Genomic DNA, 18154 nt, shown 5'->3' with positions numbered 1-18154 from the left:
CAGTCCGGCCGAACGCAGAACAGGATTGCTCGGCACCACGACCGAGCAGTGGTGGTGCAACGACCGCCAGAAACCGCCGTTGGGCGGGGGCACGGCGGCGGTAGGTGGGCCGGCTCAAACCCCGGCCAGCACGTGGTCTCGGAAGCCGTTCACCGCCGGGGTCATCGGCTCCTCCGCCCGCCAGGCCAACCCGATGGTCCGGTACGGCCGCGGCGAAAGCGGCACCTCCGCGACCCCCGCCGGGCTGCCCGGCCCGAACCGCGGCAGCAGCGCCACCCCCAGGCCCGCCGCCACCAGGCCGCGCACCGTGTCCGACTCCTGGCCCTCGAACGCGATCCGCGGCGTGAACCCCGCCGCCGTGCAGAGCTCGTCCGTCAACGTCCGGACGCCGTAACCCTGCTCCAGCAGCACGAACTCCTCGTCCGCCAGCTCCGAAACCCGCACCGATCGCCGCCCGGCCAACGGGTGGCCGGCCGGGACCGACAGCAGGATCTCCTCGTCCACCAGGCCCGCGGAAGCCAGGCCGGGAACGGACGGCAGCGGCGCCAGCAGCGCCAGGTCCAGCTCGCCGGCCACCAGCCGGTCGATCATCTCCTGCCGCGAGCCCTGCACGAGCGTGAACCGCACCCCCGGGTACCGCGCCCGGTGGCCGCGCAGCAGCGACGGCACCAGCGAGCGGCCGAGCAGGTGCAGGAATCCCAGCACCACGTGTCCCGACTCCGGGGACACCTCTTCCCGCGCCAGCCGGACCCCGGTGTCGAGCGCCGCCAGGCCGCGCTCCGCCGCTTCCGCCAGCAGGTCGGCCGCGCGGGTGAGGCGGATGCCGCGGCCGTCCGGCACCGTCAGCGGCGCGCCCAGCGCGTTCGCCAGCGCCGCGAGCCGGCGGCTCACCGTCGGTTGCGGGATGCCCAGCAGCTCGGCCGCGCGTGTGACGTTCCTCGTCTTCCGCAAGGCGGCCAGCAGCGGCAGGTGCGGCGCGACCTGCGCCGACAGCGAGTCATACGTCACCGCATGAATCATGCCAGCTGAACGCATTGGACGTATTGGTTAGCTCTGCTTACTTTCAGATGGTGACTTCCACGCGCCGAGTCAAGACCGCCGTCGCCGCCGCCGGGATCTCCTCCTTCGCCCTGCTCTACGCGCCGCAGCCGGTGCTGCCGCAGCTCGCCGCGCAGTACCACCTCGACCCCGGCGGCGCGGCCCTCGCCGTCAGCGTCGCGACCGGCGCGCTCGCCATCGCCGTCCTGCCGATCGCCGCGCTGTCCGAAGTGGTCGGACGGCGGCCGGTGATCCTCACGTCGGTCATCGCGTCGGTCGTGTTCGGGCTGCTGCTGCCGCTGATGCCGACGTACCCGGCGCTGCTCGTCCTGCGGGCGCTGCAGGGGATCGCGATCGCCGGCTTCCCCGGCGTCGCGGCCGCGTACCTGGCCGAACGGCTCGGCCGCGCGGGCGTCGCGGCCGCGGTCGGCGCGATGATCGCCGGCAACACCATCGGCGGCATGCTCGGCAGGCTGGCCAGCGGGTTCACCGCGGGCCCGCTCGGCTGGCGCGGCGCGCTGTACGTCGTCGCGGGGGTGGGCGCGGTGTGCTCGGCGATCACCGTCGTGACGCTGCCGCCGGGGACGCGCCCGCGCGGGAACGCCCAGCTCCGCGCGGTCGCGCAAGGGCTGGTCACGGCGGTGAGCAAGCCGGTGCTGCTCGCGCAGTACGCGGTCGCGCTGCTCGCGATGGGCTCGTTCGTCGCGCTGTACAACGCCGCCGGCTTCCGCCTGACCGGCGACCCGCTCGGCCTCTCGCCGGCGATCGCGTCGCTGGTGTTCCTCGCCTACGCGAGCGGCTCGGTGTCGTCCGCCGCGGCCGGCCGCCTGGTCGCCCGGGTCGGCCGCCGCCGCGCGCTGATCGGCGCCCTGCTGCTGACGGCGGCCGGCGCGACGCTGACCCTGCCCGACTCACTCCCGATGGTCATCGCCGGGTTCCTGGTGCTGACCTGCGCGTTCTTCGCCGCGCACGCGGTCGCGAACGGCTGGGCGGCGGCCGACGCCCCGGAGAACGCCCGCGGCCAGGTCGGCGGCACGTACACGGCGACGTACTACCTGGGCAGCAGTGTCGGGGGTGCGGCGGGCGCGTGGGTCTACGGCCACGAGGGCTGGTCGTGGCTGATCGCGCTGGTGGTGGTGTGGCTCCTGCTGGCGGTGGCGGCGGTCGGTGCCGGGACGCGGGTGCGGCTGGAGCGCCGGGAGCTCGTGGCGAGCTGACTCAGATCGCCGCCGCGACCAGCAACCCGCCGCCCACCGGCAGGAGCGCCGGCACCAGCCGGTCGTCCTCGCGGAACGCCCGTGCCACCTCGCGCAGCGCCAGCGTCTCCGGGTCCCGGTGCGAAGGGTCGATCACCCGGCCGCCGGCCAGCACGTTGTGGAACGCGATGATCCCGCCCCGCCGCAGCAACGACACGCCCAGCTCGTAGCACCCCGGGTACTCGATGTGCGCGGAATCGACGAACACCAGGTCGTACCCGCCCGGCGTGAGCCGCTGCAGAACGTCCAGGGCGCGGCCGATGATCAGCCGGGTGCGGCCCGGTGCGTAGCCGGCCTCGCGGAACGTCGCGCGCGCCGCCCGCTGGTACTCCGGCTCGACGTCGATCGAGGTCAGGATGCCGTCCGGGGCCATGCCGCGCAGCAGGCTCAGCCCGCTGACGCCGGCGCCCGTGCCGACCTCGACCACCGCCTTCGCGCGCAGGGTCGCGGCCAGGAAGCGCAGCGTCGCGCCCGCGCCCGCGCTGAGCGGGACGCAGCCCAGGTCTTCGGCCCGTGCCCGCGCCGAAGACAGCACCTCGTCGTCGGGCAGGTACCCGTCGACGAACCCGGAATCGGCCGGTGCGGCCGCAGGGGTGGGCGTGTTCACGCACGGAGGTTAGCGTTGGTTGTCGATAAATCCTCGCAGGCTCCCTGGTAAGCACCCGGGAAGAACTTCTCAGCCTGCTCTCAGTCCAGTCTCACTAGAACCATAAGGAACCTCGACAGACTGAAAACCAGACACACGGGAACACCGTGGCCACAGCCCGCGTTGGGTGGAGCAGACAGGAGAAACGCAGATGGAGGTGCCTGCTCCCGCTATGCAGAACGCCGTTGCCGACGCCGGGGCTCAGCCGGTGACCCTGGACGAGGCAGCTTGGACGCCGCCGTCCTGGGACGAGGTCGTGCGCGAACACGGCGACCGGGTCTACCGGCTCGCCTACCGCCTGACCGGCAACACCCACGACGCCGAGGACCTCACGCAGGAGACCTTCATCCGGGTCTTCCGCTCGCTGGCGTCGTACAAGCCGGGGACGTTCGAGGGCTGGCTGCACCGCATCACCACCAACCTCTTCCTGGACATGGCCCGCCGCCGCTCGCGCGTGCGGATGGAAGGCCTGCCCGAGGACACCGACCGCATCGTGGGCGACGACCCGAGCCCCGAGCAGGTCTACTCCGACACCCACCTGGACCCGGACCTGCAGGCGGCGCTCGACGAGCTGCCCCCGGAGTTCCGCGCCGCGGTCGTGCTGTGCGACGTCGAAGGGCTGTCGTACGAAGAGATCGGCGCGACGCTGGGTGTCAAGCTCGGCACCGTCCGCAGCCGGATCCACCGCGGCCGCCAGGCGTTGCGCGCTTCGCTCGAGCGTCGGCGCGCTCACGCACCGGAGTCTGCGAAGGTGTCGGTATGACCGCACCGCGAGGCTGGGGACTCCCCGAGTCGCACCTGCTGCCGGACGCCGTGGTGGCGTTCGTCGACGGCGAACTTTCGCACGGCGCGCGCGATCGAGCGGCGTCGCACATCACCCGCTGCCCGGCGTGCGCGGCCGAGGTCCGCGCCCAGCGGCAGACGGTCGACACGATCCGGCACGCCGGTGCCCCCTCGATGTCGGCGGGGTTCCTGGCGAGCCTCCAGTCGATCCCGCAGCACACGGAGCTGCCGGGCACCCCGGACAACCTGGCCATCACGGCCGACGGACAGCTCGTCGCGGTCCAGCGTCCCGACCGGGTCGCCGGCCTGCGTGACGCGGGTGTGCTGGGCGGTGTCGCGCCGCTGGGATCGTCGGCTCCGCTGGGCCAGTCGCCGAACGTCCTCGGCGGCGGCCGCTTCAAGCGCCGCGCCGCGCAGGGCGCGGGGGTCGTCGTGTCCGGGCTGGTGCTGAGCGCGCTGGCCTTGGTCGGGACGTCCGCGGACGGCGACGGCGGCCCTGAGCAGGGCGGCGGTGCGCCGCAGCCGGCGAACCTGCTCCCGGCCCAGCTGGCGGTGCCGCCACAGCCCGCACCGAAGTCGATTCCGGTGAGCACTTCGCCTGCCGCGGTGCCCGTCGGCATCCGCTGAACGGCTTGATCGAGGCCGCTGCGAGGAAGCCCTCGTGGCGGCCTTTGCCGTGTGCGGGATGGGTCGGGCGGCGCTGAGCCCGCAACGGCACTGAGCGTGTCGCTCGGCCCGGCAGCCGGGCGCCGAGTAGCGGCTTGTCGAGGACATCGCCTGCTGCCGCCCGCCTCGGGCCTGCCGGCGGCGAACGCTCCGGTGCTTGCCGGGGTGCTCGGCCGCAGCTCACGGGCTGGGGTGCCGAGCCGCGGCTGTGCGCCTACCAGCGGCCATCAAGGCCGTCGCCGGGCCGATATCGGTGGCGGATGCGCCGGTGCTTGCCGAGGCGCTCGGCCGCAGCCCACGTGCTGGGGTGCTGAGACCGCCGCGAGCCGTAGAGCCTGCCGCCGGCCCGTCGCCGAACACGTCACACCCCGCGTTCTCACCCAGCCCCTCAGCCGCCCGTGCCAAGAAACAGCCACTTCACCGGCCGACCGGCAGACTCGGAGCACTGGGCTTGGGTATCGTCACGCCCAGCCACCTGATCTTCTTCTGCACCGGGGAATGATGACCGAGCCGAACGTGAATCCCGAGCAGTCCGGCGCGCGTGATGCCGACCGGCTGGGTCCGCGGCCGCTCGCGCGGCCCGCCGTCGATCCCGCCCAGGCCGCCGTGTTCGGCAGGCCGCAGGGTGTCGATGGGGCGTTCGACAAGCTCTACTCCCCGCAGAAGGCCAACGGCGTCAACCTCGCGCCGCCCGCGCCCGAGTCGCTCGCCGAAGCCTTCCGGCGGCCGCCTGGGGCCGAAGGCGTCCTGCTCGAACGGCCGCGCGAAGCCACCGGTGACCCGAAGGAAGCCGATCCGCCGCTGTGGAACAGCACCAGCGACCCGTGGCGCGATCCGGGCGCCGGTGCGGTGCTCGCCGGGCCCGCGATGCCGGCCGAGGACGAGGAAAAGCCCGCCCAGCGCCCGCCGGGAGCGCTGCTCAGCCTGCCCGAGGTGCTCTTCGGACGGCGGGTCAAACCCAAGGCGCTGGCCCTGCTCGGGGTCGTCGCGCTGCTCGTCGGCGCGGTCGGCGGCCTCGTCGGCTGGTGGGTCGCCGACACCGGCACCGAGCTCACCGGCTCCGCCACGATCTCCGAAGCCGAGGCCGCCAAGGAACGTCCGGCCGGTTCGGTCGCCGAGATCGCCAAGCGCGTCGCGCCCGCCGTCGTCTCGCTCGAGGTCTTCAAGCCCGGCGCCGAGTCCGGCGAGCAGGGCTCCGGCGTGATGATCGACCCGCAGGGCTACATCCTCACCAACGAGCACGTCATCGCCTCCGCCGCCGCGGACCCGGGTGTCAAGGTCACCGCGATCTTCGTCGACGGCACCCGCACCGAGGCCAAGCTCGTCGGCGCCGACCAGAAGACCGACCTCGCCGTCGTGAAGGTGAACGTCACCAACCCGACCGTGCTGCAGATCGGCAAGTCCGCGGACCTTCAGGTCGGCGACACCGTGATGGCGATCGGCTCGCCGCTGGCGCTGCAGAACTCCGTCACCGCGGGCATCGTCAGCGCGCTGAACCGCCCGATCACCGCGGGCGGCGACAGCGGCGCCCCGCCGGTCACCTACGAAGCCATCCAGACCGACGCCGCGATCAACCACGGCAACTCGGGCGGCGCGCTCGTCGACGCCACCGGTGCGCTGGTCGGCATCAACTCGTCGATCCGCTCGTCCAGCGCGGACGGCGGCAGCATCGGCATCGGCTTCGCCATCCCGAGCGACTACGCGATCAAGATCGCGAAGGCGCTGATCAAGGACGGCAAGGTCCAGCACGCGGACATCGGCATCAACGCGTCATCGACGGTCGCCGGGTCGTCCACCATGGGCGCCCAGGTCAAGAACGTCGCCCCCGGCGGGCCGGCCGCGAACGCGGGCATCAAGGAGGGCGACGTGATCACGAAGATCGGCAGCCGGCTGGTCCGCGACTCCGCGGAACTGACGGTCGCGGTCCGCGCGCACGACGTCGGCGAAGTGGTCCCGGTGTCACTGGCGCGCGACGGCGCGAGCTTCGTCGTGGACGTAACCCTGGCTTCCGACTGAGTTCCCGCGTTCGGCCTGCCGGCGCACGGCCGGCTGCGGGTACCCTGGGCGGGTAGGTTCAGCTGCGGAGGTTGACTGGTGTTCGACAGCGTCGGGTGGGGCGAAATCCTCGTCCTCATCATCGCCGGTCTCTTCATCCTCGGCCCGGAACGCCTCCCCGAGGCGGCGTCCTGGCTGGCGAAGAGCGTGAAGAAGGTCCGCGACTTCGCGACCGGTGCCCGTGAACAGCTGCGCGAGGAGATGGGCCCGGAGTTCGACCAGCTCCGCAAGCCCCTCGAAGACCTCCGCGGGCTGCGCAACTTCGACCCCAAACGCGTGGTGACGCAGCACCTGTTCGACGGCGACGCGGACCCGCTGGGCCTGAAGGGCATCACGAACGGCAGCAACGGGACCAACGGCTCGAACGGCACAACGGTCGGGCAGACCCAGTCCCAGCCGGAGCCGCTGAAGCCGGGGGAACGCCCCCCGATCGACCCGGACGCCACCTGACGCACCGAAGGCCACCCCGCGGGGTGGCCTTCGGTGCGTCAGGTGGCGTCCGGCAGGAAAATCAGCGGCCCGCGGGGGTCACGTTCAGCATCATCCCGGCCAGGCCGCGGGCGCGGACCGAGAGCTTCTTCGCCACGTCGTTCAGCACCACCGACGCCGGCGCTTCCGGCTCGGACAGCACGATCGGCGTGCCCGCGTCGCCCTGGGCGACCACTCGCGGGTCCATCGGGACCTGGCCGAGCAGCGGGACGTCGGAGCCGATCGACTTCGTCAGCGAATCGGCCACCGTCCGGCCGCCGCCGGAGCCGAAGATCTCCAGGCGGGAGCCGTCGGGCTGCTCCAGCCACGACATGTTCTCGATGACGCCCGCCACGCGCTGACGCGTCTGCAGCGCGATCGCGCCCGCGCGCTCGGCCACCTCGGCCGCCGCCTGCTGCGGGGTCGTGACCACCAGGATCTCCGCGTTCGGGATCAGCTGAGCCACCGAGATCGCGATGTCGCCGGTGCCCGGCGGCAGGTCCAGCAGCAGGATGTCGAGGTCGCCCCAGAACACGTCGGCCAGGAACTGCTGCAGCGCGCGGTGCAGCATCGGGCCGCGCCACACCACCGGCGTGTTGCCCGGGGTGAACATGCCGATCGAGATCACCTTCACGCCGTGGGACTGCGGCGGCATGATCATCGTGTCGACCTTGGTCGGCTTCTCGCGCGCGCCGAGCATGCGGGGGATCGAGTGGCCGTAGATGTCGGCGTCCACGACCCCGACCGAAAGGCCGCGCGCGGCCATCGACGCGGCCAGGTTCACCGTGACCGACGACTTGCCGACGCCGCCCTTGCCCGACGCCACGCAGTACACGCGGGTCATCGAGCCCGGCTGCGCGAACGGGATCACCGGCTCGGCCGCGTCGCCGCGCAGCGACTTCCGCAGCTCGGAGCGCTGCTCGTCGCTCATGACGTCCAGCTCGACGCGCACGTCGACGACGCCGGGGAGCTTCGCGACGGCTTCCTTCGTGTCGTTGGTCAGCGTCGCCTTCAGCGGGCAGCCCGCGACCGTCAGGTAGATCCCGACCGTCACGACGCCGTCGTCGCCGACGACCACGTCCTTGACCATCCCCAGGTCCGTGATGGGTTTCCGGATCTCCGGGTCTTGCACGCTCTTCAGCGCGCTGCGGACGTCGTCGACGCTGGGGAGCTGCTGAGTACTGGTCACCCCGTCCATGTTACGAGCCGGTAGGAGTGCGGCTCGGCTTGGCCTTCCTGGGCTGGACGGCGAGGTCCTCCCGGAGCCGGTCCAGCTCGCTGCGCAGGTAGTCCCGCGTCGCCACCTCGCCGACCGCCAGCCGCAGCGCCGCCAGCTCCCTGGCCAGGTATTCCGTGTCGGCTTTCGTCTGCAGGGCCCGGTTCCGGTCCTCCTCCAGGGAGACGCGGTCGCGGTCGTCCTGGCGGTTCTGCGCGAGCAGGATCAACGGTGCCGCGTACGCAGCCTGTGTCGAAAAAGCCAGGTTGAGCAGGATGAACGGGTACGGGTCCCAGCGGAACGACACCGCGGCCAGGTTCAGCACGATCCAGATGATCACGATGAGCGTCTGCCAGAACAGGTACTTGCCGGTGCCGAGGAACCGCGCCAGCCGTTCGGACAGCCGGCCGAAGGTGTCCGGGTCGATGTTCAGCCTGAACCGGTTCTGGCCGCGGGGCTGGTCGAGCCGCCGTCCCGGAGTCAGCTCAGGCACGGTGTTCCTCCATGGTGTCGTGCAGCCCGGTCTCGCGCCAGTCCTCGGGCAGCAGGTGGTCGAGGACGTCGTCGACGGTCACCGCGCCGATCAGGTGGTCCTCGGTGTCGATGACCGGCCCGCAGGTCAGGTTGTAGGCCGCGAAGTACCGCGTGACCTCGGCCAGCGAGGCACCCGGTTTCAGCGGCGGCAGGCCGGTGTCGACCGCGCTGGCCACGAGCTCCGCCGGCGGCTCGCGCAGGAGCCGCTGGAAGTGGACGACGCCGACGTAGCGCCCGGTCGGCGTCGCGGTCGGCGGCCGGCAGACGAACACCATGCTGGCCAGCGCCGGCGGCAGCTCGGGGTTGCGGATGTGGGCCAGCGCCTCCGCGATCGTCGTGTCCGGCGTGAGCACCACCGGTTCCGGCGTCATCAGGCCGCCCGCGGTGTCGGACGAGTACTCCAGCAGCCGCTTGACCGGCGCGGACTCCTCCGGCTCCATCAGTTCCAGCAGCCGGCTCTGGTCGGCCGGGGCGAGCTCGGCCAGCAGGTCGGCCGCGTCGTCGGGGTTCATCGCCTCCAGGACGTCGGCGGCGCGCTCCTCGGCCAGGTACGCCAGCAGTTCCTTCTGGTCGTCGTCCGGCAGCTCTTCGATGACGTCGGCGAGGCGCTCGTCGTCCATCGCGTCGGCGACCTCGTGGCGCCGCTTGAGCGGCAGGTCGCGCACGGTCGCGGCGATGTCGGCCGGGCGCATGGTGTCGAACAGCATGAGCAGCTGGCCGGCGCCCTGGGGCTGCGCGCCGAGGTCGGCCAGGCCCAGCCCGGAGACCTCCGACCACGGCAGCACCTGCATCGCCGCGCGGCGGCGGCCCAGCCCGCTCCGCCGCTCCCGGATGGCCAGCTTGGCCAGCACCCAGTCGCGGGTGCGGGTCGGCTCCATCCCGGCGTCGACGACGGTGATCCGCGTGCCGGACGCGGTCAGCGCGGCGTGCGCGTCGAGCAGCTGGCCGAGCACCAGGACCTCGTTGGGCCGCTGGACGAACTGGCGCATGTTGACCGAGCCGGTGGCGAGCGTCACGGCGGTCGGTTCGATCCCGGTGACCCGCAGCATCGGCACGAAGACGCGCCGCCGCGTGCTCAGCTCGACGACCAGCCCGAGGATCCGCGGCGGCTGCGCGTCGAGCCGCAGCCCGGCCACCAGGTCGCGGACCCGGCCGATCGACTCGCCGTCCGGGCCGAACACGGACAAGCCGGACAGCTGAGCAGCGAAAACCCTGTTGACCGCGGCCATGGCGCTGACACTATCGGCTGGCTGCCCAGACAGCGATTTCCGGCACTGTGACGAAGGCCGGGTCGTCGCTCTCCTCGCCGGTCTCGGCGAGCTCCTCGATCATCCAGATCCAGTTCTGCACGGCCCGCACGAGCGTCCAAGCCCGCGCTTTCGCGGCGTCCAGTTCGAGTGAAGCGACGATCAGCGCGAACCGTTCGTCCAGTGTGGACTCGGTGAAGCGGTTCCAGAACAACGGGATGACACCCCACTCGAGGTCGCCGGCGAGCGGCTTCGGGTCGATGACCAGCCACGGCTCGCGCGTACCGGCGAGGACGTTCTCGAAGTGCAGGTCCTCGTTCACCAGCCGGTCACCCGCGCCCGGCCCGAGCTCGCGGCAGATCGCGACGGCGTCGTCGACCAGCCGCCGCTCGAACGGCTCGCCGAGCTCGGCCCACCGGCGGGGGAGCTCCTCGGCGAGGCTCCCGGCTTCGGTGCGCAGGTGCCGCCGCAGCGACGGCGGTGCGGGCACGGCGAGCCGGCGCGCGAGGCCGCCGATGAGCGGGATCGCTTCGCGCAGCGGGAGGTCGTCCAGGGTGCGGCCGGCGTCGAGCCGTTCGAGGAGCAGGACGCCGTCCTCCGGTGCGGAGTCCAGCAGCCGCACCGCACCCCGACCGGCCCATGTGGACAGTGCGAGCGGCTCGTCGGCCGATTCTTCGTCGCGCCAGCCGAGCTTCAGCACCACCGGCGTGCCGTCGGCCAGACGCGCGGGCTGCACGACGCCGACGTAGCCGTGCATCGCCTCGCCCTCGAACGTCAAGTCCCACTCACGCGCGTAGCGGGCGGCGAGCCGGGGCAGCTCCGCCAGCCAGGGGACCGCCCCGGGGCCGAGCACCTTCGGGCTCCGGGCGGCGAACAGCGGGGGAACGCGAAGATCGGTCACCACCCCAGTCTGGTGGCCGCGTCCAGCGCGTTTCGTCGGGGCCGCGACCGGCGTACGCTGGGTTTTCAGGGGAAAACGCAACCCCGGGAGCAGCCATGGTGGTGGAGATCCTCAGCGCTGTCGTCGTCGCGGGTGGAGCCTGGCTCGCGGCCAGTGTGCGCGTCGTGAAGCAGTACGAACGCGGCCTCGTCTTCCGGTTCGGCCGGGTGCGGGCGAAGGTCCGCGAACCGGGGCTGGCGGTGCTCGTGCCGTTCGCGGACCGGATCCAGAAGGTCAACATGCAGATCGTCACCATGCCGGTCCCCGCCCAGGACGGCATCACCCGCGACAACGTGACCGTCCGGGTCGACGCGGTCGTCTACTTCAAGGTCATCGACCCGATCGTCGCGGCGGTCAACGTCCAGGACTACCGGTCGGCGGTCGGCCAGGTCGCGCAGACGTCGCTGCGCTCGATCATCGGCAAGAGCGAGCTCGACGACCTGCTCTCCAACCGCGAGCGCCTCAACGAGGGCCTGGAGCTGATGATCGACAGCCCCGCGCTGGACTGGGGCATCCACATCGACCGCGTCGAGATCAAGGACGTCGCGCTGCCGGAGGCGATGAAGCGCTCGATGTCGCGGCAGGCCGAGGCGGAGCGGGAACGGCGCGCGCGCGTCATCTCCGCCGACGGTGAACTGCAGGCGTCGTACAAGCTCTCGCAGGCGGCCGCGCAGATGGCCGACACCCCGGCGGCGCTGCAGCTGCGGCTGCTGGAGACCGTCGTGCAGGTGTCGTCGGAGAAGAACTCGACGCTGGTGCTGCCGTTCCCGGTGGAACTGCTGCGGTTCCTGGACGCGCAGACGCCGAAGGCGGCGCCGCCGCCGGAACCGCCGGCCGAGACGAAGCCGGAGGTGAACGGCCACGCGACACCGGCGCCGCGCAGCCCCGGCGACGCGGTGCTGCCGGACTAGGTCAGCTGCCCGTTCGCGCTCAGGACGATCAGGGTGGTGAAGAAGCCGACCCAGAGCGCGATGGCGACGTAGCCGACGATCAGGGCGGCCGTGGCCAAGCCGCGGCCGCCCGCTTCGCCGCGGTTCGTCTTGCTCAGCGCGATGTGGGCCATGACCACCCCGGCGATCGCCGTGATGCCGGAGCAGAAGCCGAGGATCGAGCAGACCAGGGCGCCGATCGCCAGCGCGTTGTCCTGCCCGCGGGCCGAAGGCGCATACGGCGAGCCGTACTGCGGCGGGGTGACGTACGACTGCGGGTACGGCTGCGGCGGGTACCCGGGCGGCGGCGAGTACACCGGCTGACCGGGAGCGGCGTACGGCGTGCCGGGGATGTGCGCGGCCGGCGTCTCGAACGAGCCGGGCGGCAGCGGGCCGGGCTGCTCCGGGGCAGCGGCCGGCTCGGCGGTCGCGGTGGTGTCCGCGATCGTGGTGTCCGCGATCGTGGCGTCGCCGGCCGGCGGGTCGTACCGCTCCGGCTCGTACGACGTCGATTCGGTGGCCGGCGGCGGGTCGTAGGCCACGGTCGGATCGGTGGCCGGGCGGTCCTTGTCCCCGGACGGGTCGGTCATGACGGATCCCCTCGGTGCGTGCGCGAAGCCAAGGTTAGCGCCAGCTGCTGAACACGCCGATACCGATGAACAGGGCGAGCAGGCCGATGTTCAGCGCGATGGAGATGTAGCCGATGATGATCCCCGCCAGCGCGAGGCCTTGGCCGTCGGCCACGCCGCGCTTGGCCTTGCCGTAGGCGATGTGGCCCATGATGATGCCCGCGATGCCGACGACGAAGCACAGGACGAGCCCGAGGATCGAGCAGACCAGCGACCCGACGGCGAGGCCCGAGCCCTCCACCGGGGGCTGGTAGCCGCCCGGGTAGCCGGGGTACTGCGGGTAACCGGGCTGCTGGTAGCCGTACTGCTGACCGTACGGGTTGTTCGGGTCCTGCGGATAAGTCATGGTGCTCCCCTCCGCGCCGCACTCTACGGCGGGAATCGTGAGCGCCCTCATAGCAGGGTCGCGGGTTTCGGGTCATACTCACCGGTAACCCAGCGCCGGGAGCGGCGTCGTATTCCGGAAAGGGAGCCGTGATGGCCCGTCTCGCCCAGACCGCCGGCCTGACCGACGTGCAGTCGGAGATCCTCGCGACCATCCGCCAGTTCGTGGACAAGGAAGTCATCCCGCACGCCCAGGAGCTCGAACACTCCGACACCTACCCGGCGGACATCGTCGAGGGCATGAAGGAGATGGGCCTGTTCGGGATCACCATCCCGGAGGAGTACGGCGGGCTCGGCGAGTCGCTGCTGACCTACGCGCTGGTCGTCGAGGAGATCGCGCGGGGCTGGATGAGCGTCTCCGGTGTGATCAACACCCACTTCATCGTGGCGCACATGATCTCCCGCCACGGCACGGAAGCGCAGAAGCAGCACTTCCTCCCGCGGATGGCGACCGGCGAGGTGCGCGGCTCGTTCTCGATGTCGGAGCCGGACCTCGGCTCGGACGTCGCCGCGATCAAGACCAAGGCGAGGAAGACCGACGATAGCTACGTCATCGACGGCTCGAAGATGTGGCTGACCAACGGCGGTTCGTCGAACCTGATCGCGCTGCTGGTCAAGACCGACGAAGGCGCGGAGAAGGCGCACCAGAACCTGACGACGTTCCTCGTGGAGAAGCCGGAAGGCTTCGGCGAGGTGGCGCCCGGGCTCACCATCCCCGGCAAGATCGACAAGATGGGCTACAAGGGCGTCGACACGACCGAAGCGGTCTTCGACGGCTACCGGATCGGCGCGGACATGGTGCTCGGCGAGGCGCCGGGGCGCGGGTTCGCGTACATGATGGACGGTGTCGAGGTCGGCCGCGTGAACGTCGCGGCGCGGGCGTGCGGCATCGCGATCCGCGCGTTCGAGCTCGCGGTGGAGTACGCCCAGCAGCGCAAGACGTTCGGCAAGGCGATCGCCGAGCACCAGGCGATCGCGTTCAAGCTGGCCGAGATGGCGACGAAGGTCGAAGCGGCCCACCTGATGATGGTGAACGCGGCGCGGCTCAAGGATTCGGGCGAGCGCAACGACGTCGAGGCCGGGATGGCGAAGCTGATCGCTTCGGAGTACTGCGCGGAGGTCACGCAGGACGCGTTCCGCATCCACGGCGGCTACGGGTACTCGAAGGAGTACGAGATCGAGCGCCTGATGCGCGAGGCCCCGTTCCTGCTGATCGGCGAGGGGACGAGCGAGATCCAGAAGACCATCATCAGCCGCGGCTTGCTGCGGGAGTACAAGTCCCGCTCCTGAGGCCGCCACTTTCCCTACGAAAGCTGCGCGGGAGGCGCCCTCCGGCGCCACTTTCATAGGGAAAGTGCGAAGCGACTTGTCGACATGGGGCAGTGTCCGGCCTTTCGGGGTAAGCGGCTCGCACGGTCCGGGCGTTCTTGACAAGATGGACGCCCGAGACCACGAGTGCGCAGGTGATGATGGTGAGTAGTCCCTTCGGCGGGAGCCGGTCGCCCGGCAACCTGCCACGGCTGCCGACCCCGCCGACCGGCTGGCCGATCGGGTCGTACGCGACCTACGGCGAAGCCAAGCAGGCCGTCGACTTCCTCGCGGAGAGCGAGTTCGCCGTCTCCGACGTCACCATCGTCGGGGTCGACCTGATGCTCGTCGAGCGCGTCATCGGGCGGCTGACCTGGGGGCGCGTGCTCGCCGCCGGCGGGGTGTCCGGGGCCTGGTTCGGCATCTTCGCCGGGCTGCTGCTCGGGTTGTTCGTCAACCAGGGCTTCGCGTTGCAGGTGCTCACCGGGCTCGTGCTCGGCGTGCTGTCCGGGCTGATGTTCGCCGCCATCGGGTACAGCATGTCGCGCGGGCGGCGGGACTTCTCCTCGGCGAGCCAGCTCGTCGCCGGCCGGTACGACGTCCTGTGCCAGCCGCGGTCCGCCGAACAGGCGCGCGAACTGCTCGCCAAGCTCGCGCTCAAGCCGAACCCCTGAACCCGAACCCCTAAAAACTCCGCCCCTACCAGGGAAAAATCACGATTCGACGCGCGGTGGGCTGAATCGTTACCGATACTGCTTGCGGGGTGTGATCGCCCGGCATAAGTTGTCCGACACCAGTCGGGCGGCCTCGCCCAACCAGCGCGGCGGCCCGAGCACTAGCACGTCGGGGTGCTGGCGCGGTTCGCCTCATCGCGTCGCGGTGCCCACCGGGTACCGCGGTAACCGGCGTGCACGCGGGTGAGGAGGCCTTATGGGGAAGAGGATCGGCGCGGGCGAACGGGGACGCTCGCCCGGCCGTGCCGCGGTCCTGCTGGGGGCAGGGGCATTGGTGACCGGTCTGCTGGCCGGTTGCGGATCGGGCGGTGGGCTGAAGATCAACGTCTACTACGCGCCCGAAGACAGCTTCCAGAAAGTCGTCGACAACTGCAACCAGGCGGCGGGCGGGCGCTACGAGATCGTCTACAACAAACTGCAGCGGGGCGCCGACGACCAGCGCCTGCAGATGGCCCGGCGGCTCGCCGCGGGCGACACCGCGATGGACGTCCTCGGCCTCGACGTGACCTGGGTTTCGGAGTTCGCCGAAGCCGGCTGGGTCGAGGAGTGGACGGGCCGGAACAAGGCCGAGGCGACGCAGGGCGTTTTGCAGGGGCCGCTGGAAACAGCGACCTACGACGGGAAGCTCTACGCGGCCACGAAGAACACCAACGTCCAGCTGCTCTGGTACGACGACCGGATCACGCCGACGCCGCCGAAGACGTGGCAGGAGATGATCGCGAAGTCGAAGGAGCTGAAGGCGCAGGGCAAGCCGTACAGCATCGTCTTCACCGGCGCGCAGTACGAAGGCCTCGTCGTCTTCTACAACACGCTGGTCAACTCGATGGGCGGGCACATCATCTCCGACGACGGCAAGTCCGTCGTCATGGACGACGGCGCCGTGCAGGCGCTGGCCCTGCTCAAGGAGGTCACGTCGTCGGGCATCACCGACCCGTCGCTGACCAACTCGAAGGAGGACGACGTCCGGCAGGCGTTCCAGCGCGGTGACGCCGCGTTCGAGCTCAACTGGCCGTTCGTCTACGCCTCCTACGCCAAGGACAAGCCGCAGGACGTCTCGCACATGAAGTGGGCCGTCTACCCCGAGGCGAAGGCCGGCACGCCGGCCAAGACCACGATCGGTGGCTACGACCTCGGCGTCAGCTCGCTGTCGGCGCACAAGCCCGAGGCGTTCGAAGCGGCGCTGTGCCTGCGCAACGCGGAGAACCAGAAGTTCTCGGCGATCAACGACGGCGTCCCGCCGACCATCGAATCGGTGTACCGCAACGACACGCCGCTCGACCCGTCGAAGCCGGCGAGCGCCGACAACCCGAACATGGCGCTCAAGTACCCGATGCGCGACTCGATCATCGCCGCCATCAAGGACTCCGCGGTGCGGCCGCTGACCCCGGCCTACCAGAACCTGTCCACGGTGATGTCGAAGGTCCTTTCCCCGCCCGCGGAAATCGACCCGAAGGTCACCGCGGACAAGCTCCGCGAACAGCTCAACGACGCGCTCCAGTCGAAGGGAGTGATCCCGTGACCGTCCAGGACCCGACCACGGCGGGGGCCACCGCCGCCCAGGAACCCGTGTCCCACAAGAAGGGCAAACCCGCCCTGTCCGAGGGGAAGCGGGCCGAGCGGCGGCTCGGGCTCTGGCTGTGCGCGCCCGCGTTCTTCGTGATGATCGCGGTCACCGGCTACCCGATCCTCTACTCGATCTGGCTGTCGCTGCAGCGGTACGACCTCAGGTTCCCCGCGCAGCAGGAGTTCGTCGGCTTCGACAACTACGGGGCCGTGCTGTCCAATTCGTACTGGTGGACGGCGTTCGGCACCACGATGTTCCTCACCGTCGTGTCGGTGGCGATCGAGTTCGTCCTCGGCATGGCGCTGGCGCTGGTGATGCACCGGACGCTCGTCGGCCGCGGGCTCGTGCGCACGGTCGCGCTGATCCCGTACGGCATCGTCACGGTCGTCGCGGCGTTCTCGTGGTACTACGCGTGGACGCCGAAGACGGGCTACCTGGCGAACTGGCTGGCCGCCGACGCGGCACCGCTCACCGAGCAGTGGCCGTCGCTGTTCATCATCATCGGCGCCGAGGTGTGGAAGACCACGCCGTTCATGGCGCTGCTGCTGATGGCGGGCCTGGCCCTGGTGCCGGACGACCTGCTCAAGGCCGCGTCGATGGACGGCGCGAGCGCGTGGCAGCGCTTCACGAAGGTGATGCTGCCGGTGATGAAGCCGGCGATCCTGGTGGCGCTGCTGTTCCGCACGCTCGACGCGTTCCGCATCTTCGACAACATCTACGTGCTCACCTCGGGCGCGCAGGACACCGGGTCGGTCTCCATGCAGACCTACAACAACCTGGTCAAGGGGCTCAACCTCGGGATCGGGTCGACGATGGCGGTGCTGATCTTCATCACCGTGGCGATCATCGCCTTCATCTTCATCAAGGTGTTCGGCACGGCCGCACCGGGTTCGGACGACGGGGGTAAGCGCTGATGGTGATGGGAACCGTCACGACGGGCCGCAAGCTCAGGTGGGGCCTGGTCGACATCCTCGTGCTGGTGTTCGCGCTGGTGCCGGTGCTCTGGGTGGTTTCGCTGTCGTTCAAGACCAAGGACACGCTGACCGACGGGTCGTTCATCCCGCAGTCGTGGACCTGGCAGAACTACGCGGACATCTTCCAGACGTCGGAGTTCCTGCTGGCGCTGGTCAACTCCATCGGCATCGCGATCATCTCGACGGTGATCGCGGTGGTGCTGGGTACGATGGCCGCGTACGCGATCGCGCGGCTGGAGTTCCCCGGCAAGCAGCTGCTGGTCGGGCTTTCGCTGCTGATCGCGATGTTCCCGCAGGTGTCGCTGGTGACGCCGCTGTTCAACATCGAGCGGAACCTGGCGCTGTTCGACACGTGGCCGGGGCTGATCCTGCCCTACATCACGTTCGCGCTGCCGCTGTCGATCTACACGCTGTCGGCGTTCTTCCGGGAAATCCCGTGGGAGCTGGAAAAAGCGGCCAAGATGGACGGCGCGACGCCGGCCCAGGCCTTCCGGAAGGTGATCGCGCCGCTGGCCGCGCCGGGCGTGTTCACCACCGCGATCCTGGTGTTCATCTTCTGCTGGAACGACTTCCTGTTCGCCATCTCGCTGACGTCGACCACGGCGTCGCGCACGGTGCCGGCCGCGCTGTCGTTCTTCACCGGGTCCTCGCAGTTCGAGGACCCGACGGGCCAGGTGAGCGCGGCCGCGGTCGTGATCACCATCCCGATCATTGTGTTCGTGTTGTTCTTCCAGCGTCGCATCGTGGCGGGGCTGACGTCCGGTGCGGTGAAGGGGTAGCGCT

Annotated in this window: 19 protein-coding genes; 11 read left to right on the top strand and 8 right to left on the bottom strand. The window is 70.7% G+C overall.

Going from position 1 to position 18154, the window contains the following annotated elements:
* Positions 1–114: 114 nt before the first annotated feature.
* Entirely contained in the window at positions 115–1020 is a 906-nt protein-coding gene (locus tag MUY14_RS31500; protein WP_396126603.1) for a LysR family transcriptional regulator, read from the bottom strand.
* Positions 1021–1067: 47 nt separating this feature from the next.
* On the opposite strand from MUY14_RS31500, the gene MUY14_RS31495 reads away from it, so the two are divergent.
* Positions 1068–2255, top strand: coding sequence for an MFS transporter (locus MUY14_RS31495; RefSeq protein WP_247014536.1), 1188 nt, complete (start codon positions 1068–1070; stop codon positions 2253–2255).
* A 1-nt stretch (position 2256) separates the two neighbouring features.
* On the opposite strand, the gene MUY14_RS31490 is transcribed toward MUY14_RS31495, so the two are convergent.
* Positions 2257–2901 (bottom strand): O-methyltransferase, encoded by a 645-nt coding sequence (locus MUY14_RS31490; protein ID WP_086865531.1) that lies wholly within the window; start codon positions 2899–2901, stop codon positions 2257–2259.
* A 190-nt stretch (positions 2902–3091) separates the two neighbouring features.
* On the opposite strand from MUY14_RS31490, the gene sigE reads away from it, so the two are divergent.
* The 4 genes from sigE (at position 3092) to tatB (ending at position 6894) form a co-directional block, all read left to right on the top strand.
* Positions 3092–3703: an RNA polymerase sigma factor SigE gene (sigE, locus tag MUY14_RS31485; protein ID WP_247014535.1), complete on the top strand. Its 612-nt coding sequence runs from the start codon at positions 3092–3094 to the stop codon at positions 3701–3703.
* Entirely contained in the window at positions 3700–4350 is a 651-nt protein-coding gene (locus MUY14_RS31480; RefSeq protein ID WP_247014534.1) for an anti-sigma factor, read from the top strand. Before sigE ends, MUY14_RS31480 begins: the two co-directional genes overlap by 4 nt.
* A 537-nt stretch (positions 4351–4887) precedes the next feature.
* On the top strand, positions 4888–6405 hold the full coding sequence (locus MUY14_RS31475; protein ID WP_247014533.1) for a S1C family serine protease: 1518 nt from the start codon (positions 4888–4890) through the stop codon (positions 6403–6405).
* Positions 6406–6483: 78 nt separating this feature from the next.
* Complete coding sequence (gene tatB / locus MUY14_RS31470; protein ID WP_247014532.1) at positions 6484–6894, top strand: Sec-independent protein translocase protein TatB; 411 nt, start codon at positions 6484–6486, stop codon at positions 6892–6894.
* Positions 6895–6955: 61 nt separating this feature from the next.
* On the opposite strand, the gene MUY14_RS31465 is transcribed toward tatB, so the two are convergent.
* From MUY14_RS31465 to MUY14_RS31450, 4 genes are read right to left on the bottom strand one after another with little or no spacing between them, the layout of a single operon-like run.
* Positions 6956–8101: an Mrp/NBP35 family ATP-binding protein gene (locus MUY14_RS31465; RefSeq protein WP_247014531.1), complete on the bottom strand. Its 1146-nt coding sequence runs from the start codon at positions 8099–8101 to the stop codon at positions 6956–6958.
* Positions 8102–8111: 10 nt separating this feature from the next.
* The gene (locus MUY14_RS31460; protein WP_247014530.1) at positions 8112–8621 is read right to left on the bottom strand and encodes a DUF1003 domain-containing protein; all 510 of its coding nucleotides are present in this window, start codon (positions 8619–8621) and stop codon (positions 8112–8114) included.
* A complete protein-coding gene (locus MUY14_RS31455; protein WP_247014529.1) occupies positions 8614–9891 on the bottom strand; it encodes a magnesium transporter MgtE N-terminal domain-containing protein in 1278 nt (425 codons plus the stop codon). The genes MUY14_RS31460 and MUY14_RS31455 overlap by 8 nt, the downstream gene beginning before the upstream one ends.
* A gap of 10 nt (positions 9892–9901) precedes the next feature.
* Positions 9902–10813 (bottom strand): aminoglycoside phosphotransferase family protein, encoded by a 912-nt coding sequence (locus tag MUY14_RS31450; protein WP_247014528.1) that lies wholly within the window; start codon positions 10811–10813, stop codon positions 9902–9904.
* A 92-nt stretch (positions 10814–10905) separates the two neighbouring features.
* On the opposite strand from MUY14_RS31450, the gene MUY14_RS31445 reads away from it, so the two are divergent.
* Positions 10906–11760 (top strand): SPFH domain-containing protein, encoded by an 855-nt coding sequence (locus MUY14_RS31445; RefSeq protein ID WP_247014527.1) that lies wholly within the window; start codon positions 10906–10908, stop codon positions 11758–11760.
* Here MUY14_RS31445 and MUY14_RS31440 read toward each other — a convergent pair.
* Both MUY14_RS31440 and MUY14_RS31435 read right to left on the bottom strand, forming a co-directional pair.
* Positions 11757–12368 carry a DUF4190 domain-containing protein gene (locus MUY14_RS31440; protein ID WP_247014526.1) on the bottom strand — a complete coding sequence of 204 codons (612 nt, stop codon included), beginning with the start codon at positions 12366–12368 and terminating at the stop codon, positions 11757–11759. The genes MUY14_RS31445 and MUY14_RS31440 overlap by 4 nt on opposite strands.
* A 34-nt stretch (positions 12369–12402) precedes the next feature.
* A complete protein-coding gene (locus MUY14_RS31435) occupies positions 12403–12753 on the bottom strand; it encodes a DUF4190 domain-containing protein (RefSeq protein WP_247014525.1) in 351 nt (116 codons plus the stop codon).
* A gap of 131 nt (positions 12754–12884) precedes the next feature.
* Between MUY14_RS31435 and MUY14_RS31430 the strand changes: the two genes are divergently transcribed.
* The 5 genes from MUY14_RS31430 (at position 12885) to MUY14_RS31410 (ending at position 18150) form a co-directional block, all read left to right on the top strand.
* Positions 12885–14081: an acyl-CoA dehydrogenase family protein gene (locus MUY14_RS31430; protein ID WP_247014524.1), complete on the top strand. Its 1197-nt coding sequence runs from the start codon at positions 12885–12887 to the stop codon at positions 14079–14081.
* 176 nt (positions 14082–14257) lie between these two features.
* Positions 14258–14773 carry a general stress protein gene (locus tag MUY14_RS31425; RefSeq protein WP_247025337.1) on the top strand — a complete coding sequence of 172 codons (516 nt, stop codon included), beginning with the start codon at positions 14258–14260 and terminating at the stop codon, positions 14771–14773.
* 256 nt (positions 14774–15029) lie between these two features.
* Positions 15030–16352 carry an ABC transporter substrate-binding protein gene (locus MUY14_RS31420; RefSeq protein WP_247014523.1) on the top strand — a complete coding sequence of 441 codons (1323 nt, stop codon included), beginning with the start codon at positions 15030–15032 and terminating at the stop codon, positions 16350–16352.
* A complete protein-coding gene (locus tag MUY14_RS31415) occupies positions 16349–17311 on the top strand; it encodes a carbohydrate ABC transporter permease (protein ID WP_281506199.1) in 963 nt (320 codons plus the stop codon). The genes MUY14_RS31420 and MUY14_RS31415 overlap by 4 nt, the downstream gene beginning before the upstream one ends.
* Positions 17311–18150, top strand: coding sequence for a carbohydrate ABC transporter permease (locus tag MUY14_RS31410; RefSeq protein ID WP_155549210.1), 840 nt, complete (start codon positions 17311–17313; stop codon positions 18148–18150). The genes MUY14_RS31415 and MUY14_RS31410 overlap by 1 nt, the downstream gene beginning before the upstream one ends.
* The last annotated feature ends 4 nt before the right edge of the window (positions 18151–18154 follow it).

The organism is Amycolatopsis sp. FBCC-B4732 (genome assembly GCF_023008405.1).
GTDB lineage: Bacteria > Actinomycetota > Actinomycetes > Mycobacteriales > Pseudonocardiaceae > Amycolatopsis > Amycolatopsis pretoriensis_A.
This window is presented reverse-complemented; position numbering and strand designations above follow the sequence as displayed.

Bases quoted from the DNA above. Each gene is read 5' to 3' on its own strand.
- MUY14_RS31500 (WP_396126603.1), bottom strand. From the start codon at position 1,020: ATGATTCATGCGGTGACGTATGACTCGCTGTCGGCGCAGGTCGCGCCG.
- MUY14_RS31495 (WP_247014536.1), top strand. From the start codon at position 1,068: ATGGTGACTTCCACGCGCCGAGTCAAGACCGCCGTCGCCGCCGCCGGG.
- sigE (WP_247014535.1), top strand. From the start codon at position 3,092: ATGGAGGTGCCTGCTCCCGCTATGCAGAACGCCGTTGCCGACGCCGGG.
- MUY14_RS31480 (WP_247014534.1), top strand. From the start codon at position 3,700: ATGACCGCACCGCGAGGCTGGGGACTCCCCGAGTCGCACCTGCTGCCG.
- MUY14_RS31475 (WP_247014533.1), top strand. From the start codon at position 4,888: ATGATGACCGAGCCGAACGTGAATCCCGAGCAGTCCGGCGCGCGTGAT.
- MUY14_RS31455 (WP_247014529.1), bottom strand. From the start codon at position 9,891: ATGGCCGCGGTCAACAGGGTTTTCGCTGCTCAGCTGTCCGGCTTGTCC.
- MUY14_RS31445 (WP_247014527.1), top strand. From the start codon at position 10,906: ATGGTGGTGGAGATCCTCAGCGCTGTCGTCGTCGCGGGTGGAGCCTGG.
- MUY14_RS31440 (WP_247014526.1), bottom strand. From the start codon at position 12,368: ATGACCGACCCGTCCGGGGACAAGGACCGCCCGGCCACCGATCCGACC.
- MUY14_RS31435 (WP_247014525.1), bottom strand. From the start codon at position 12,753: ATGACTTATCCGCAGGACCCGAACAACCCGTACGGTCAGCAGTACGGC.
- MUY14_RS31430 (WP_247014524.1), top strand. From the start codon at position 12,885: ATGGCCCGTCTCGCCCAGACCGCCGGCCTGACCGACGTGCAGTCGGAG.
- MUY14_RS31425 (WP_247025337.1), top strand. From the start codon at position 14,258: ATGATGGTGAGTAGTCCCTTCGGCGGGAGCCGGTCGCCCGGCAACCTG.
- MUY14_RS31420 (WP_247014523.1), top strand. From the start codon at position 15,030: ATGGGGAAGAGGATCGGCGCGGGCGAACGGGGACGCTCGCCCGGCCGT.
- MUY14_RS31410 (WP_155549210.1), top strand. From the start codon at position 17,311: ATGGTGATGGGAACCGTCACGACGGGCCGCAAGCTCAGGTGGGGCCTG.